Annotated in this window: 10 protein-coding genes and 1 pseudogene; 1 reads left to right on the top strand and 10 read right to left on the bottom strand. The window is 39.8% G+C overall.

What is annotated here, in order from left to right:
• The first annotated feature begins 155 nt into the window (after positions 1-155).
• Entirely contained in the window at positions 156-1,781 is a 1,626-nt protein-coding gene (gene nadB, locus AB2N10_RS14850) for an L-aspartate oxidase (RefSeq protein WP_354623147.1), read from the top strand.
• Between the two features lie 578 nt (positions 1,782-2,359).
• On the opposite strand, the gene AB2N10_RS14845 is transcribed toward nadB, so the two are convergent.
• From AB2N10_RS14845 to AB2N10_RS14800, 10 genes and pseudogenes are all read right to left on the bottom strand, one after another.
• The gene (locus tag AB2N10_RS14845; RefSeq protein ID WP_369434030.1) at positions 2,360-3,796 is read right to left on the bottom strand and encodes a gamma-aminobutyraldehyde dehydrogenase; all 1,437 of its coding nucleotides are present in this window, start codon (positions 3,794-3,796) and stop codon (positions 2,360-2,362) included.
• A gap of 94 nt (positions 3,797-3,890) precedes the next feature.
• Positions 3,891-5,246 (bottom strand): putrescine aminotransferase, encoded by a 1,356-nt coding sequence (locus AB2N10_RS14840; RefSeq protein ID WP_369434029.1) that lies wholly within the window; start codon positions 5,244-5,246, stop codon positions 3,891-3,893.
• A gap of 486 nt (positions 5,247-5,732) precedes the next feature.
• Positions 5,733-6,554: an ABC transporter permease subunit gene (locus AB2N10_RS14835; RefSeq protein WP_369434028.1), complete on the bottom strand. Its 822-nt coding sequence runs from the start codon at positions 6,552-6,554 to the stop codon at positions 5,733-5,735.
• A 2-nt stretch (positions 6,555-6,556) separates the two neighbouring features.
• The gene (locus AB2N10_RS14830; protein ID WP_354623145.1) at positions 6,557-7,450 is read right to left on the bottom strand and encodes an ABC transporter permease subunit; all 894 of its coding nucleotides are present in this window, start codon (positions 7,448-7,450) and stop codon (positions 6,557-6,559) included.
• Entirely contained in the window at positions 7,447-8,586 is a 1,140-nt protein-coding gene (locus AB2N10_RS14825; RefSeq protein WP_354623470.1) for a polyamine ABC transporter ATP-binding protein, read from the bottom strand. The genes AB2N10_RS14830 and AB2N10_RS14825 overlap by 4 nt, the downstream gene beginning before the upstream one ends.
• A 110-nt stretch (positions 8,587-8,696) precedes the next feature.
• A pseudogene (locus AB2N10_RS14820) lies at positions 8,697-9,796 on the bottom strand (polyamine ABC transporter substrate-binding protein).
• 751 nt (positions 9,797-10,547) lie between these two features.
• On the bottom strand, positions 10,548-11,333 hold the full coding sequence (locus tag AB2N10_RS14815; protein WP_354623143.1) for a LysR family transcriptional regulator: 786 nt from the start codon (positions 11,331-11,333) through the stop codon (positions 10,548-10,550).
• A 53-nt stretch (positions 11,334-11,386) separates the two neighbouring features.
• A complete protein-coding gene (locus AB2N10_RS14810; RefSeq protein WP_369434027.1) occupies positions 11,387-12,796 on the bottom strand; it encodes an NAD(P)/FAD-dependent oxidoreductase in 1,410 nt (469 codons plus the stop codon).
• Positions 12,797-12,815: 19 nt separating this feature from the next.
• Positions 12,816-14,297, bottom strand: a complete 1,482-nt coding sequence (locus AB2N10_RS14805; protein ID WP_354623142.1) for an aldehyde dehydrogenase family protein — start codon at positions 14,295-14,297, stop codon at positions 12,816-12,818.
• Positions 14,298-14,736: 439 nt separating this feature from the next.
• Positions 14,737-16,230, bottom strand: coding sequence for a CoA-acylating methylmalonate-semialdehyde dehydrogenase (locus AB2N10_RS14800; protein WP_354623141.1), 1,494 nt, complete (start codon positions 16,228-16,230; stop codon positions 14,737-14,739).
• Positions 16,231-16,269: the final 39 nt, after the last annotated feature.

Raw genomic sequence — 16,269 nt, 5'->3', positions numbered from 1 at the left:
GCGTTCACAGTTAAGACTTTGAATAATAGAAAAAGTTCCCGAAAATATAGAAAGAGCTTATATTTCCGATGAACTTCACATTTATTATCAAGTCGCTTATGTATATAATGAATTTTTAATCAATTATATACATTAATAACAGAGCATATAGTGTCATGACTGAAAGTAAATCAATAACTGAACATCAACAAGAGTGTGACGTCTTAATTATTGGCGCTGGCGCAGCTGGACTTTCTCTTGCCTTAAAACTTGCTCCTTTTGCAAAAATAAAGGTGCTTAGTAAGGGTAAACTATCTGAAGGCTCAACGCTATATGCTCAAGGCGGTGTTGCAGCAGTGTTTTCAGATTCAGATAATATTGAATCACATGTTCAAGATACCCTCATTGCCGGTGCTGGCTTATGCGATGAAGATGCGGTTCGCTTTACACTTAGTCATGCCAAAGAAAGTATGCAGTGGCTAATTGACACAGGGGTTAATTTCGATACTGAAGTAGATGACCATGGGAAAACTCAATATCATCTTACCCGCGAAGGGGGCCATTCGCATCGTCGTATTTTACATGCAGCAGATGCAACCGGAAAAGAAATTGAAACAACTTTACTCGAAGCGGTGCAAAAACATGCAAACATAACCTTATTAGAAGGTTATAATGCGATTGATTTAATCACAAGTCGAAAATTAAATTTACCCGCGAACCGTATACTTGGTGCCTATGTTTGGAATCGCAATGAAGAACGTGTCGAAACCATAAAAGCACATTTTGTAACACTCGCAACTGGCGGCGCCAGTAAAGTATACCAATATACAAGTAATCCCGATGTATCAAGTGGCGATGGTATTGCACTCGCTTGGCGTAGTGGCTGTCGTATAGCCAACATGGAATTTAACCAATTTCACCCTACCTGTTTATTCCATGCTGATGCAAAAAACTTTCTGTTAACCGAAGCATTGCGCGGAGAGGGGGCGCATCTTGTGCGACCTGATGGCTCCCGTTTTATGTTTGATTTTGATGACAGAGGTGAACTTGCACCACGAGATATAGTGGCTCGTGCGATTGATTATGAAATGAAACGTCTTGGTGCTGATTGTATGTATTTGGATATCAGCCATAAATCGAAAGAGTTTCTCGTGAAACATTTTCCGACTATTTATCGGCGTTGTTTAGCGCTTGGGATTGATATCGCTCACCAACCTATCCCTATCGTTCCTGCTGCACATTATAGTTGTGGAGGAGTAATGATCGACCACCACGGACAGACCGATATTGATGGACTTTACGCTATCGGAGAAGTGAGCTATACCGGATTGCACGGCGCGAATCGTTTAGCATCTAACTCCCTACTAGAATGTGTGGTTTATGCCCACGCTTGTGCTAAAGATATTATCAACCACTTACCTTTTTATAAAGAGAGAAAATTTGCCGACATTCCTGATTGGGATGATAGCCAAGTAACAAACTCCGATGAAGAGGTTGTTATTCAGCATAACTGGCATGAATTACGTTTATTTATGTGGGATTATGTTGGCATAGTCCGTACAGATAAGCGTTTACAACGAGCATTACATCGAGTGCAATTATTACAACAAGAAATTGATGATTATTACAGTAATTTTAAAGTAGGCAATAGCCTACTTGAATTGAGGAATCTTGTTCAGGTGGCTGAGATCATCATCAAGAGTGCGATACAACGTAAAGAAAGCCGAGGTTTACATTACAATTTAGATTATCCAGAACAATTGCACAGACCAAAGCCAACCATTCTAACGCCGAATAAATAATTCAATATGCTTATACACCTAACGCAAGTTGATTTTGTTGATGCGAAATTATTACCAAATTTAACAACCCGTTAGGTGTTTTTTTTACAAATCCCCTATTGAAATGACAACTGATTTCATTGAAGTTTTTTTACAATAACCGATCAGTAACACCGTAGAATATATTTAATAAAAGGTTTTTAAAGACAAGCTACTAGCGCATTACTTCTAAGATGCTATCGGCACCATAACACCTGATAAATTTATAAATATGTAGTCAATACTTATTCACAATATTTATGTTATACCGATCCACATAACATTATGGTCAGGGCTTGTTGAGGAAAAATGAGGGAGAGCAAGGTGCATTCAATCGTAATAACAATCGGATTAAGTATGTGATCTAAATTTTGCGCAGGAAAAATGGCTTAATTTGAGACGTAAGTTTCGTAAATGGTTGCTCGTTTTACGAAACTTACAACAAAAAAGTAAGTTATTTTAACCAGCAAAATAAATCAGCTATTTACTCCGATTGGTATAATTGCCGGCTATTACAATTAAATGCCACAAGATAGAGTAGATATTTATGCGGGTTGCTATTATAGTGCGACCATAACGTGTTTTGTGACTAAGTAATCAGAAATAGCCTCTGCAGAAAGATCTTTACCAAAACCAGACTGTTTAAAACCACCATGTGGGGTTTCCGAGGTTAATGGTAAATGATCATTTATCCACACAGTACCAAACGTAAGATCACGAGAAAAACGCATCGCTCTGCTTAAATTTTTAGTAAAAACAGATGAAGCCAAACCATATTTAACGTCATTTGCCATTTTAAGCGCTTCTTCATCATTAGCGAAAGATTGGATTGTTAATACAGGACCAAAGATCTCTTCTTGAACAACTTCCGAGTCTTGTTCAACATTAGCAATAAGTGTAGGTGGGTAATAATAACCTGATTTATCAAGCACCTTACCGCCAGTAAGTATCTTAGCGCCAGCTGCTCGAGCACGGTCAACAAACCCTGCCACCGTTTGTTGCTGTATTTTTGAAATCATCGAACCTATCACCGTTTCTTGATCAAAAGGATCGCCAACTTTAAGGGCCTCTGTTGCTTTGACTAATGTAGCAACAGCTTGATCGTAAACAGACTCATGAATCAATATTCGTGTTGCAGCAGTACAATCCTGCCCGGAATTTAAAAAGCCACCAAAAACAGCTTTTTCAGCCGCAAGATCAATATCTGCATCATCAAAAATAATTAATGGAGCCTTGCCACCAAGCTCTAAGTGGACTCGTTTTAAAGTATCAGCAGCAGATTTCATGATCGCTTTACCTGTGCGACTAGAGCCGGTAAGACTGACCATCTGTACGTCTGGATGCGCAGTTAACGCTTCCCCCGGTGTAGCACCACCACTTAAAATATTCAATACGCCATCAGGTAAACCCGCTTCTTTTGCAATCTCACCGAGTAATAGCGTAGTACGAGGTGTAATCGGAGCAGGCTTTATAATCGAAGTACAACCCGCAGCTAACGCTGGACCAATTTTCCATATCGCCATTAACAATGGGTAATTCCAAGGAGCAATACCAACCGTAACACCACAAGGTTCGTTACGTAAAATAGAGGTATATCCTTGTGCATATTCACCGCTCGCGGAGCCTTTAATATCACGTGCTGCGGCGGCAAAAAAACGCAAGTTATCAACGGCAAAAGGAATATCTCCACCCAAGCTAACAAAGTCAAAGGGCTTACCTGTATCTTCTGATTCTATGCGTGCGATTTCATCACTGCGCGCTTCAATGATATCTGCCATTTTAGATAAAACAGCAGACCGCTCTGCAGGTGTTTTTTTAGACCATCGACCATCATCAAAAGCGCTTTTTGCAGCAGCAACAGCTAAATCAACATCCTCTTTACCCGCATCTGGTACTGAATCAATAATTTCACCCGTTGCTGGATTTTCTACTGCTAATATTTCGCCATTAACGGCATCACAAGCCTTACCGTTGATCCATAATTTATATTTCATCATCTATTCCTCATAAAGACTCATCTTATTGCCAGTACCATTTCTATCTATTTCAATAACGCTAGATAATATCGTGCTATCTATTTTGCTCGGCATATCAAAGAGATTTGATAACGTCTTCCAATTCAACCAAGAATTTATCTATCAATGGATATGGTACATTTAATGCGGGTTCAATACGTACGACTCTTGAGTTATTCAGCGTTCCAGCAATTAAAATTCCACGCTTGAACAGACCTGAAACCACTTCAAAACCAACTTCATCGTTGGCAAAAACCATACCTAACAACAAACCTCTGCCTGTTACATCAGTTAATACTTCAGGATACAATTCTTGTATTTTTGCCAGTTTCTGCTTGATATATGTACCTTTTTCAGCAGCTTGACCGGCTAAATCTTCTTCAAGTAATACAGATATTTGGGCAAGCGCAGCAGCACAGGCAATCGGGTTACCACCTGTCGTTGTCGTATGCATAAATGGATTTGGCTCTAATACTTTCCATAGTTTTGCACTGGCGAAAAATCCTGACATGGCAATCACACCGCCACCAAGCGCTTTACCAAAGCACATGATATCTGGCGTCACATCCCAATGATCGACACCAAAAATTTTACCTGTACGCCCAAAACCAGTCTGTACTTCATCGGCAATAAGCAACACATCATATTTATCACAGATCTGACGTAATTTTGGCCAATAGTCATCAGGAGGAACAATTGCTCCAGCTTCACCCTGGATTGGCTCTGCAATAACCGCAGCAATCCCATCTCCTACCTCTTCTGCAGCTTTTAGCTGTGCTTCGACAGCATCTGCATCACCAAATGGAACATGTCTAACACCATCAAGAAGTCGCCCAAGGGGCTCTCTGTATACCGCTTTTCCTAAAAGAGACAATGCACCCAAAGACTTACCATGAAAAGCTTTCAAAGTAGAAATGAAGCCTTTTTTTCCGGTATACATTTTAGCGAGCTTCATCGCACCATCAACAGCTTCTGTACCTGAGTTAGCAAAAAAACCGTATTGAATATCTCCAGGTGTCAATTTGGCAATAACCTTAGCTAAATGAGCACGCAATGGATCTAGCATTTCTTGGCTATATTGAGGACTACGTTCAAGCTGAGCTTTAGCTGCTGCAACAATTTTAGGATGTTTAATACCTGGAGAGTAAAGACCATAACCGCCTAGCATATCGATAAATTCTCGACCGAGAACATCTTTTAGGATAGAGCCTTGTCCTGTCCAATCTGTTAATGCAATCCCCTCTGTTTCAGTCACAGACTTACGATATTCAAGAAATCCCTTATTGATATGATTCTCAAAATTTTCATAGGTACTTTGCGCTATCCAAATACGCTCTTCTTGATTAATATCCTGTTCATTTTTGGTGATTAGGCTCACCATCTTATTTGCTTCTAATGAAGCTTCATTGATATCTCTTTTCGAATAATCCATTTATTACCCCCTCAATTTTAAAGTCCTTTAACGTTATCTGTTTTATACTATGTTTTGAAATGGATTATAGTCATGAATACATGAGCTGAATTCATAAAAGGCTACAAAGATGAATTTAAATCAATTACCAAGACTAATAACACTAAATCGAATGCTATTAGGATTAAGTATTTGATCTAATGAAATAAAATAGAGTAGATAGAGGATAGGACACTGCATTTACATATTGTTGTGTGAGCCGAACGAGCGCTTCCGTGAAACGGAAGCAGTCAGAAATAGTCCCTTGCAAACAATCAATTGGTGTTGTAGACATATGGCGCGATATTACAACTAAATTAACCTATCTGCCGTTGCATAATAAAAGCAGAATTTACTAACTAAAAAACTCATATGCATCAGCAATTTTATAGGCTGTTTTCCGTTTACTTATTCAATAAAAAAGAGATCTATAAATCTCTTTTTTAAGCAAAGCATTATATCGATGAGTTAAACCATGTTCACTTGCATCCTATCGAGCTTCTCTTTGCGACGACTTAAATACCAGAATAATAAAGCAAGCAATGATACGATCATTATCATAATACCAGCTAAGGCATTTATTTTAGGTGAAACACCCATACGTACCGAGGAAAAAACCGTCATAGGTAATGTGGTGGAGCCTGGTCCCGAAACAAAGCTAGCGATAACTAAATCATCAAGAGAAAGACTAAAAGAAAGAAACCAGCCAGTAATTAATGAAGGAAGAATCATCGGTAAAGTAATAAAGATAAAGGTCACCAAAGGTGTCGCACCTAAATCTAAAGCAGCCTCTTCAATTGAGCGATCTAATTCCTGTAATCGTGCCGATACAACAACTGTTACATAGGCAGCACAAAACGTGGAATGCGCAATCCAAATAGTTATCACGCCTCGTTCTGCGGGCCAGCCCAACAAATCAAACATAGCTACAAATAGCAACATAAGTGATAAACCCGTGACCACTTCAGGCATAACTAATGGGGCCGTTATCATATTAGATAGAGTTAACTTTGCAAATGATTGCTTAAAACGAGCCATAACAAATGCAGCTAATGTACCTAGAAAAACCGCAGTGAAGGCACTAAAAAAAGCAATTTGCAAACTGGTAAAAACGGCATCAAGGAGTTGCTGATCTTTTACTAACTCGCCATACCATTTAACAGAGAATCCCCCCCACACGGTGACTAACTTTGAGCCATTAAAAGAGTAAATGATCATTATTAACATCGGTAGATAAAGGAATGCCATGCCAAGCCATAGCATTGCATTAGAAAAGGATAACTTTTTCATATTCACTTCTCCATTTCACGTGCTTGATAACGATTAAATAAAATTATTGGTATCGCTAATATGGCTAGCATGACAATCGCTAAAGCAGATGCAACAGGCCAATCTCTATTGTTAAAGAACTCTTTCCATAACACCTTACCTATCATCAATGTATCTGGCCCCCCTAACAATTCAGGAATAACAAACTCGCCAACAACGGGAATAAATACCAACATTGAGCCAGCAATAACACCAGATTTTGAAAGCGGTAAGGTTATTTTCCAAAAGCTATTAATATTACGTGAACCTAAATCAGCAGCGGCTTCTAACAGACTCATATCAAGCTTAACTAACGTTGAATAAAGAGGCAAAACCATAAAAGGGAGATAGGTATAAATAATACCGACATACACAGCAAAATTAGTATTCAGCATCGCAATGGGTTCAGAAATGATGCCTAACCACATTAAGAAATTATTGATGATGCCATTGTTACTCAGCAACCCCATCCAGGCATAGACACGAATTAAAAAGGATGTCCATGACGGTAACATAACTAATAACAATAACACGCCTTGATTCGAAGCCGGCGCTCTAGCAATGGCATAGGCCATCGGATAACCGATTAAAATACAACCTAAAGTCGAAAAAAAGGCCATTTGTAAAGAATTTAAATAAGACTGGTAATACATTGCGTCATCGAGCAACAGCAGATAATTTCCCAAGTTCAATAAAATTTGAAAAGTTTCATCGACATAGGAATAGATCGGTTCGTAAGGCGGAATCGCAATGGCTGCACTAGAAAAACTAATTTTCAAGACTATGGTAAAAGGGATTGCAAAGAATAAGAGTAACCACATATAGGGAATGCCAATGGTCATATACTTCCCTTTGAGATAACCAGTAATATATTTCATGATGTTAATACCACACCCGCAGTGGGCTCCCAGCTTATATATAAACTATCATTCCATGTAGGCGGCTCAAATCGACGCTGACGATTGGTAAAAATACACTGCACTATTTGTCCACTTTCAATCTTAATGTAGTAAATAGATATTCCCCCTAAATAAGCAATATCATCGACAACACCTACTACCCAATTATATTTAGCGGTCGGTTTTTCTCGCCTAATAACCATTTTTTCTGGGCGAATGGCCAACCAAACACGCTTATCTTTAGCCCTCGTGGTTACCCCTTGCCCGATATAAAATGGCTGACTTATATTCTCAGCTTGAACAATCACATGGTCGACCTCATCGGCAACGATTTGTGACTCAAATAAATTTACTGTGCCTATAAACTCTGCTATATCTCGGCTCTTAGGGCTTTCATAAATATCTGTTGGCGATCCCGTTTGAATGATACGACCATTTTTCATAATCGCGATTCGATCCGACATAGTCATCGCTTCCTCTTGGTCATGCGTCACCATCACACAAGTTACCCCTACACGCTCAAGAATTTCTACGACCTCTAATTGCATTTGTGTACGAAGCTGCTTATCTAATGCCCCCATCGGCTCATCTAGTAGCAATAATTTGGGTTTTTTAGCTAAGGAACGAGCTAAAGCAACACGTTGTCGTTGCCCTCCAGAAAGCTGTCCTGGTTTACGTTTCGCATACGCTTGCATATGGACAAGCTTCAACATTTCATCGACAATTTCTTTACGCTCAGCTTTGCCGATGTTGTCCTGCTTTAAACCAAAATCAATATTCTGTTCTACGGTCATGTGTGGGAATAAAGCATAAGATTGAAACATCATATTAATAGGACGTTTGTATGGTTCAATATCGGTAATATCAACTCCATCAAGAAAAATGCGCCCCTCTGTCGGCTTTTCAAAACCAGCTAACATTCGTAACAACGTCGATTTACCAGAGCCAGAACCACCTAATAAGGCAAAAATTTCACCTTTGTTAATAGTTAATGACACATCATCTACGGCTCTGACATCATCAAATTTTTTGCTGACCTGTTTAATCTCTAACAATATTTCCGGAGTAACATTTTTAGTTTTCTCCACCTCGTGTACTCTCTGAGGTTTTTCCATTTCAATATTGGGGTACATATGCCTTCTCCTTTAGCAAACTTTTAGCCGGCATCTAAATCTTACGTTATGCAAATAAGAGGCAAATAACTATATTGCCTCTATTTTTTGACTTACTTACCCGAAACTATCTTAGTCCACTCGCGTGTTAATGCGCGTTGTGCTTTAAGAGGGCGAACATCTTGTATATAAAGGCTATTCAAAGTCTCTTGTGAAGGATAAATAGCAGGATTTTCAATGATCTCTTTATCAACTATTTTTTGCGATGCAGTATTGGCATTGGCATATGCAACATAGTTTGTTATTCCAGCGATAACCTCTGGACGTAATAAATAGTTAATAAAAGTCAGCGCATTTTCTTTGTTCGTTGCATCGGCAGGAATCGCTAACATATCAAACCACAAGTTAGCCCCTTCTTTGGGGATAGAATAGGTCACGTGAACGCCATTACCAGCCTCTTCTGCACGAGCGGCAGCTTGGAAAACATCACCCGAGAAACCATAAGCGACACAAATATCACCATTAGCTAAGTCAGTAATGTATCTAGACGAGTGAAAATAGGTAATATATGGGCGAATCTTAGCGAATAACTCACCTGCTTTTTTATAATCGGCAGGAGATTTACTTAACGGATTTAAGCCTAAGTAAAGAAGCGCTTGAGGGATCATTTCATCGGGGGTATCTAAGACAGCCAAACCGCATTGTGATAGTTTTTCTGCATATTTTGGATTAAAAATAAGATCTAATGAATCGACGGGCGCATCTTCACCTAGTACCGCTTTTACTTTATCAATGTTATAACCAATACCGTTGGTTCCCCATAAATAAGGGACAGCATGTTCATTACCAGGATCAGAAGCTTGTAATTGCTTCATTAATTGCGCATCCAAATTACCATAATTGGTTAATTTGCTGCGATCTAACTTCATAAAAACACCCGCTTGAATCTGCTTAGCTAAAAAGCTCTGCGAAGGAACAACGAGGTCATAGCCGGAACGACCGGATAAAAGCTTTGATTCTAATAGTTCATTACTATCAAATACATCATAAATAACACGAATACCGGTCTTTTTTGGAAATTTGCTAAGGTATCTTCAGCGATATAATCAGACCAATTATACATGTGTAATACTTCTTCAGCAGAGCTTGTCGCACTCATTAAGAGCCCACTAGTCAATATAGCCATCGCTGCATTTTTTTTAATAAATTTCATGTTAACTCCTTGTCTAATAATATGTTACGTCAATGTAAAATATATAACTTGTTATAGAATTCAGTTTATTCAACTATAATTTAGGTCATATAATCACCATGCTAAATGTAATAGCGACTTAGTTTCTATGGACTAACTAATAGTCCTTTCAACCTCTTGTAATTAACTTACCGATTTTATCTTCTCTTTTGAAATTGATTATTATCATTACTCTATGAATTAAATTCATAACCTGGCAAAAAGAGAATGAATTCAGATAAAAACTAGCCCTATATTCTCAGATATCGGACTTCGTCAATCTCTCTTACTAAAACGTAATACTCTTGCTAACAGATAGCTTTCCAGCACTTACTCAGACCACTTTGGAGCAATATATTAAAAATAAAATAATAGAATTTAAGTAAATAAACTCATCAATTAATATGCATAGTGAACTGCATTATTTGTGGTTTAATGACAAGAAAAAAACTGAAAGAGGTGAACGACTGCAATTAAATATTTTCTTATCTAAAAGAAGAGTAAAGGCTTCTAACACTCTATTCGGTAATTTTTATAGCTGGTTAGGTTTGGATCTATTTTGAGTATAAGCAACTAGTTCAATCAGCATCACCATGTGGCATACACATTTTACTAAGCTCTTCTATATATGCTTCAAGTATTAAATTGGTTCGCGCACCTTTACGTGTTATCGCTGAAAACTTGGTAACAAAACGCCTTCGATAGGGATCAATAGGACGTAATAAATCTTTATCTACCCAACGTTCGCAAAATGTGTCGGTAAAAAACCGATGAAGCGTCCCGTTAAAATAAGAAAAGCAATCCCTTCTCTATCGGTTGATGTAGCTGCAATATTTAATTTTTTTTGTTGCTTAATAATGTCACTCGATTGAACATAGTTGGCTAACACGGCATCGTATTTAGCAATCTCTGCATCACAGATTATATTTAAATTTTGATGGAATAAAGGATGTTCTACACTGCAATAAAGTAATGATTTTTCATCATATAACGGTAGGTAAGATAATCCTGATAACGGGCGTAAATCAGGCACCACACCAATATGAAGTTGACCATCTAAAATAGCCAATTCAATATCATTAGGAGGCATCATACGAATGTTAAAAAATACGCCGGGCGCATGATGCTTGAGGGAACTAATAGCGCGGGTCACTCGCATCTGAGGGTTGGTTACCAAGTTATCAGTAATGCCAATATTAAGATCCCCAATTAGCTCGGTGTTAATCGCATTAATTTGAGACTTAAATGTCTCTAAGCTACCCAACAATTGTAAAGTAGCAGCATAAACCGATTTACCATGATCTGTGACAGAGAACCCAGAGCGTCCACGATTACATAGGCGCATATTTAAAAGAGACTCTAACTCAGTGATAGCTAAACTAATCGCAGAGGTTGTAATATTGAGTTGTACCTCTGCTGCGGAAAACCCACCTGATTCAATAACCACTTTAAATATACGTAAAAGACGAATATGCGAATCACCAAGTTGGCTGGGTAGAAAATGTTTTTTATTACCCATACGCCCTTCTATTCATGGTAGCAATATTTAGCATAACGCAATAATGTTCATCGCTAGCAGGCAAAACCAAGCCCCATTAAATCTAACATTTTTAACCATAAGCCACGCTTGCCACCATTTGCATCAGATTTTACTAACGCACGATGAGTAATTTTATAACCAATCCAGCGTAGCGGTTCAAATGGCCAAGGAATGACGAATTTTTTAACAAACCCCATTTTTAATACATCACTAGGATAATACCCTAATAACTCAAGTCCCACTCGAGCACCGAATCTGGCGGCCCCCACTCCTAACCCTGTATAACCTACCGCCCATGAAACCCGACCGTTATAGCCAACGTTTGGGGCGACGCATAAACGTGTTGTTGTTGCAATAATCCCACTCCAACGATGGGTAAACTTGATGCCCGATAGTTGAGGAAATGTTTCAAAAAACTCCTTAGACAACTGTTCAAAACGAGCGGGTATATCTGCGCAGCTCTGGTCAGTATTACTATTAAAATAATAACGAACAGCACCGCCACCGCCCCAAGTAATTCGGTTATCCTGAGTTAAACGGTAATAGTGAAACATATTAAAATTATCATAAAGAGCATGACGAAACTTATTCCAACCGATGGATGCCAACTGTTCATCTGTTAATGGCTCCGTCGCGAGTTGATAGTCCCAAACAGGAAGCACTTTACGCCTAATTTTAGCAACCGGAGAGTGGTAGCCATTTGTTGCAAAAAATATTTTATCACTGCAAATGGTGCCCCCGGGGCACTCACTTTGCATGCTTTTATCATGTAATTGTTTAAAATTTTCTAATGATGTTTGTTCGTAAATACGAACACCCAACTCAACAAGTACACGTTTTAACCCCCAACATAAACGAGCAGGATCTAGTACGCCATCATAGCCTTCTTTATACCATAGGCCTGCTAAATAGGTTGGAGAATGAACTTCCGCTTGCATCGCCTCTTTATCAAACCAAACAACATCGTTGCCTGCTGCTTTATTTTTTTCATAAACTTGACGTAAATATTCAACATACTTAGCATCGGTAGCAACTTCAGTTCCACCAACCTTTTCATATCGCGCATCGATACCATAACGCTCTAGCGTGTTGAGAAACTCTTTTACATTTTGATGGCCTAGTTCAGCCAATTTTTCAGCTTCAACAGGAAAACGCTGAACCATATTTTCAGCACCATGTGCTAAATCTTCACTAATGAAACCACCATTCCGTCCAGAAGCGCCATCACCAATAAATGTTTTCTCAATTAAAATAATATCGCTATCAGGATTACGCTCTTTTAATTGTAATGCAGCCCAAAGGCCTGTAAAACCACCACCGACAATCAGTAACTCACAATGTTCATCTTTTTGTAACGCAGGCAGTGTAGCGGGAAGATCTTCGTGATCAAGCCAAAGTGGACAATGTTTTGAATCTTTCAATGCTTCTATATGTGCTTGCATAAATCCTCTTAATTTAAAGTTATTTGATATACCATGCCCAAGCTTGATCGCTAGCAAAGCTTGTGATCTGCTTTACTTCAAGGTAGTTATTGAGTCCCCATAGACCTAACTCTCGACCAATCCCGGACGATTTAACCCCACCCCAAGGCGCTTCGACAAAAGTAGGTTGCGAGCAATTAATCCACACAATGCCAGCCCTAAATGCCTTTGCAACACGCTCACAGCGCTGTTTATCTTTGGACATCACTGCAGCAGCAAGGCCAAATCGTGAGTTATTCGCCATCGCTAGCGCTTCACTTTCACTGGCAAAGGGTTTGACACAAACCACGGGGCCAAATATCTCTTCTCGCCATATCCAACTATCTTCTGACATATCTGTCAGCACTGTGGGTTGTAAGTAATAACCTTTGTCTAATCCATCTGGGCGACCACCGCCAGCGGCTATGGTTGCGCCTTCTTCGACCCCTTTAGCAATCGCCTGTAACACTTTTTGATACTGCTGTTGATTAACCAAAGGCCCGAGTAACACCCCCTCTTTATCACCGGCTCCGATGGTGATTTTTTGTGATTCCTCCACTAAGCGACTTAATAACTTCGGGTATATCGCTTGTGCGACTAATACGCGTGAGGTAGCAGAACAAACCTGACCTTGATTCCAGAAAATACCAAACATGATCCATTCAATCGCTTTTTCTATATCGCTATCTTCGAAAATAACAAATGGTGATTTTCCCCCCAACTCAAGACTAATATTCTTGATATCACGTGCAGCAGTGGCCATGATTTGAGAACCGGTAGGCACGGATCCTGTAAAGGCTAATTTATCAACACAGGGATGTTCAGCGAGTGCTTTTCCAGCTTCACTTCCTAACCCAGTGACGATATTTAACACTCCTGCAGGTAACTCTGCTTCATCAGCTATTTCAGCTAATGCTAATGCGGTTAACGGCGTAACCTCTGAGGGTTTTAAGACCATTGTGCATCCAGCTGCAAGCGCTGGTGCGACCTTCCAAGCAGCCATCAACATCGGGAAATTCCAAGGAATAATCGCCCCAACTACTCCCAGAGGTTGTTTAATGGCACTACAATTAAAACGCGAGTCTGGTAAGGCAATATCCTGCTCACTATTGTTATCTAACTCTTCAGCCAGCGAGGCATAATAGGAAAAAGTACTGGCGGTATCTTCGATATCCCACTGCGCTTCTGGATAAGGCTTACCATTATCGAGTACTTCAAGCGCACTCAATTCAGCACAACGACGAGTAATAATTTTTGCAATTCTACGCAGATAAACAGCGCGCTCGGCACCTGTTAATTGCGGCCAGGGGCCATTGTCAAATGCAAATCTTGCTGCTTGTACTGCAGTATCAATATCTTTTTTATTTCCGGCGTTGACCTCTTTAATCACCGCTTCTGTCGCAGGATTAATAACAGAAAAACGCTTTGTAGAAGCGGGAAGCTGCCATGCTCCATTTATATAGTGTCTATTATCCACATTCATATCCCTACCTTTTCATATCAATTACTTTAGTAATATCGCGATTCACTTTTTGATTGCATAGCCGCTCTGCTCACTTAATTGATATGTCAACTTCTGTTAGTCAACTTACCGATTTTGCTCTATTTTTTGAAATTGATTATTCTCATTATTCTATGAATTTTATTCATAACTGTAGAGTAAGATAACCAACAACAAACATAAACAGAGAGACTAGCGCACTATTACTCCATTTTTCTGTTTGACTTGGAACAAACCTATCTGTATCTATTGCGATTAATCAGAGTTAATTGCTAAGCCACGAAGATTGCTCCGATGCAAGTACATAGAAAGCCAAAACATAGCCACGAGATACCCAGCAGCAAAGAGCATTTGCTGCAATAAAGAGACTCTCAAGCATATCCCCCCTCTTTGCCTATTTTATAGCAACGTCACCATAGGATTAGCTTGGGAATGCAAAACTCGCATTTTCTCGCACACCACTCGATGGCCAACGTTGCGTAACCGTCTTACGTTTGGTATAGAAACGCACGCCGTCCGGGCCATAAGCATGCAAATCACCAAATAGTGAACGCTTCCAGCCACCAAAGCTGTGATAAGCAACTGGGACAGGCAAAGGCACATTGATGCCAACCATACCCACTTGAATATTGTCAGAAAAGTAACGCGCAGCTTCACCATCGCGGGTGAAAATACAGGTGCCATTACCATATTCATGATCATCAATTAACTGCATCGCTTCTTGCATTGTCTGTACGCGTACCACCTGTAGAACAGGACCAAAAATTTCGGCTTGATAGCTATCCATCTCAGCATTGACCTCATCAATCAAAGTCGCCCCAACAAAATACCCTTCTTCATAACCAGGTACCACCATCGTACGCCCATCAACCACAATTTTGGCCCCTTGTTTTTCTGCGCTATCAATATAACCAATCACTTTTTGTTGGTGCTCTTTACTGATCAGAGGCCCAAAATTATTCGTTACTTTATCGCACGCCCCTACACTCAGACCTTGCATTGCGCTGCGCATTTTTTCGATTAATGTATCACCCGCTTGATCTCCCACGACAACGACTACCGACAATGCCATGCAGCGCTCCCCCGATGAACCAAATGCGGCACCCAATAATTGACTCACCGCATTGTCCATATCAGCATCCGGCATCACAATAGCGTGATTTTTAGCGCCACCTAAGGCCTGGCAGCGCTTTCCATTAGCGCTTGCTTTGCTATAAATCTGTTCTGCAATCGGTGTCGAACCAACAAAACTGACCGCTTTGATGCGCTCATCCGTTAATAGAACATCAACCGCCTCTTTGTCCCCATTAACCACATTCATAACGCCAGCGGGTAAGCCTGCTTCCTCTAAGAGTTGTGCAATAAAAAGCGTTGCACTTGGAGCTCGCTCTGATGGTTTCAAAATAAAGCAGTTACCACATACAATCGCGAGTGGAAACATCCACATCGGCACCATTGCGGGGAAATTAAACGGAGTAATTCCTGCCACCACCCCTAGCGCTTGAAACTCGCTCCAAGTATCAATGTTTGCTCCCACATTTTTACTGTGCTCACCTTTCAATAACTGAGGTGCAGCACATGCAAACTCAACATTTTCAATGCCGCGTTGTAATTCACCAGCTGCATCATGCGAAATTTTGCCATGTTCTCGACCAATCAACTGGCAAATTTTTTCAGCATTTTCTTCCAATAGCGCTTTAAAGCGAAACATGATTTGCGCACGTTTGTGAGCAGCTGTATTTCGCCATTCAGGAAATACTTGCTCAGCGGCAGCAATCGCTTGCTCAACGGTTTTTTTAGATGCCAATCCGACTTTACTAACAGCTTTTCCAAGTGCGGGATCAAATACATCTTGGCTACGCTGATTATCATTAACTATTTTCCCACCAATCAAGTGACCTACTACTTTACTCATATAACTCTCCAGCACACAGGTTTACCCTGTTTGTATTGA

This window comes from Psychromonas sp. MME1, assembly GCF_041080865.1.
Classification (GTDB): Bacteria; Pseudomonadota; Gammaproteobacteria; order Enterobacterales; family Psychromonadaceae; genus Psychromonas.
Note: the sequence above shows the minus strand (reverse complement) of the source record. Positions and strands in the feature narration are given on the sequence as shown.

What these genes read in the sequence shown, in the direction of transcription:
- AB2N10_RS14830 (WP_354623145.1), bottom strand. Translation starts at nt 7,450, where the DNA reads ATGAAATATATTACTGGTTATCTCAAAGGGAAGTATATGACCATTGGC.
- AB2N10_RS14810 (WP_369434027.1), bottom strand. Translation starts at nt 12,796, where the DNA reads ATGCAAGCACATATAGAAGCATTGAAAGATTCAAAACATTGTCCACTT.
- AB2N10_RS14825 (WP_354623470.1), bottom strand. Translation starts at nt 8,586, where the DNA reads ATGGAAAAACCTCAGAGAGTACACGAGGTGGAGAAAACTAAAAATGTT.
- AB2N10_RS14845 (WP_369434030.1), bottom strand. Translation starts at nt 3,796, where the DNA reads ATGATGAAATATAAATTATGGATCAACGGTAAGGCTTGTGATGCCGTT.
- AB2N10_RS14800 (WP_354623141.1), bottom strand. Translation starts at nt 16,230, where the DNA reads ATGAGTAAAGTAGTAGGTCACTTGATTGGTGGGAAAATAGTTAATGAT.
- nadB (WP_354623147.1), top strand. Translation starts at nt 156, where the DNA reads ATGACTGAAAGTAAATCAATAACTGAACATCAACAAGAGTGTGACGTC.
- AB2N10_RS14805 (WP_354623142.1), bottom strand. Translation starts at nt 14,297, where the DNA reads ATGAATGTGGATAATAGACACTATATAAATGGAGCATGGCAGCTTCCC.
- AB2N10_RS14815 (WP_354623143.1), bottom strand. Translation starts at nt 11,333, where the DNA reads ATGGGTAATAAAAAACATTTTCTACCCAGCCAACTTGGTGATTCGCAT.
- AB2N10_RS14840 (WP_369434029.1), bottom strand. Translation starts at nt 5,246, where the DNA reads ATGGATTATTCGAAAAGAGATATCAATGAAGCTTCATTAGAAGCAAAT.
- AB2N10_RS14835 (WP_369434028.1), bottom strand. Translation starts at nt 6,554, where the DNA reads ATGAAAAAGTTATCCTTTTCTAATGCAATGCTATGGCTTGGCATGGCA.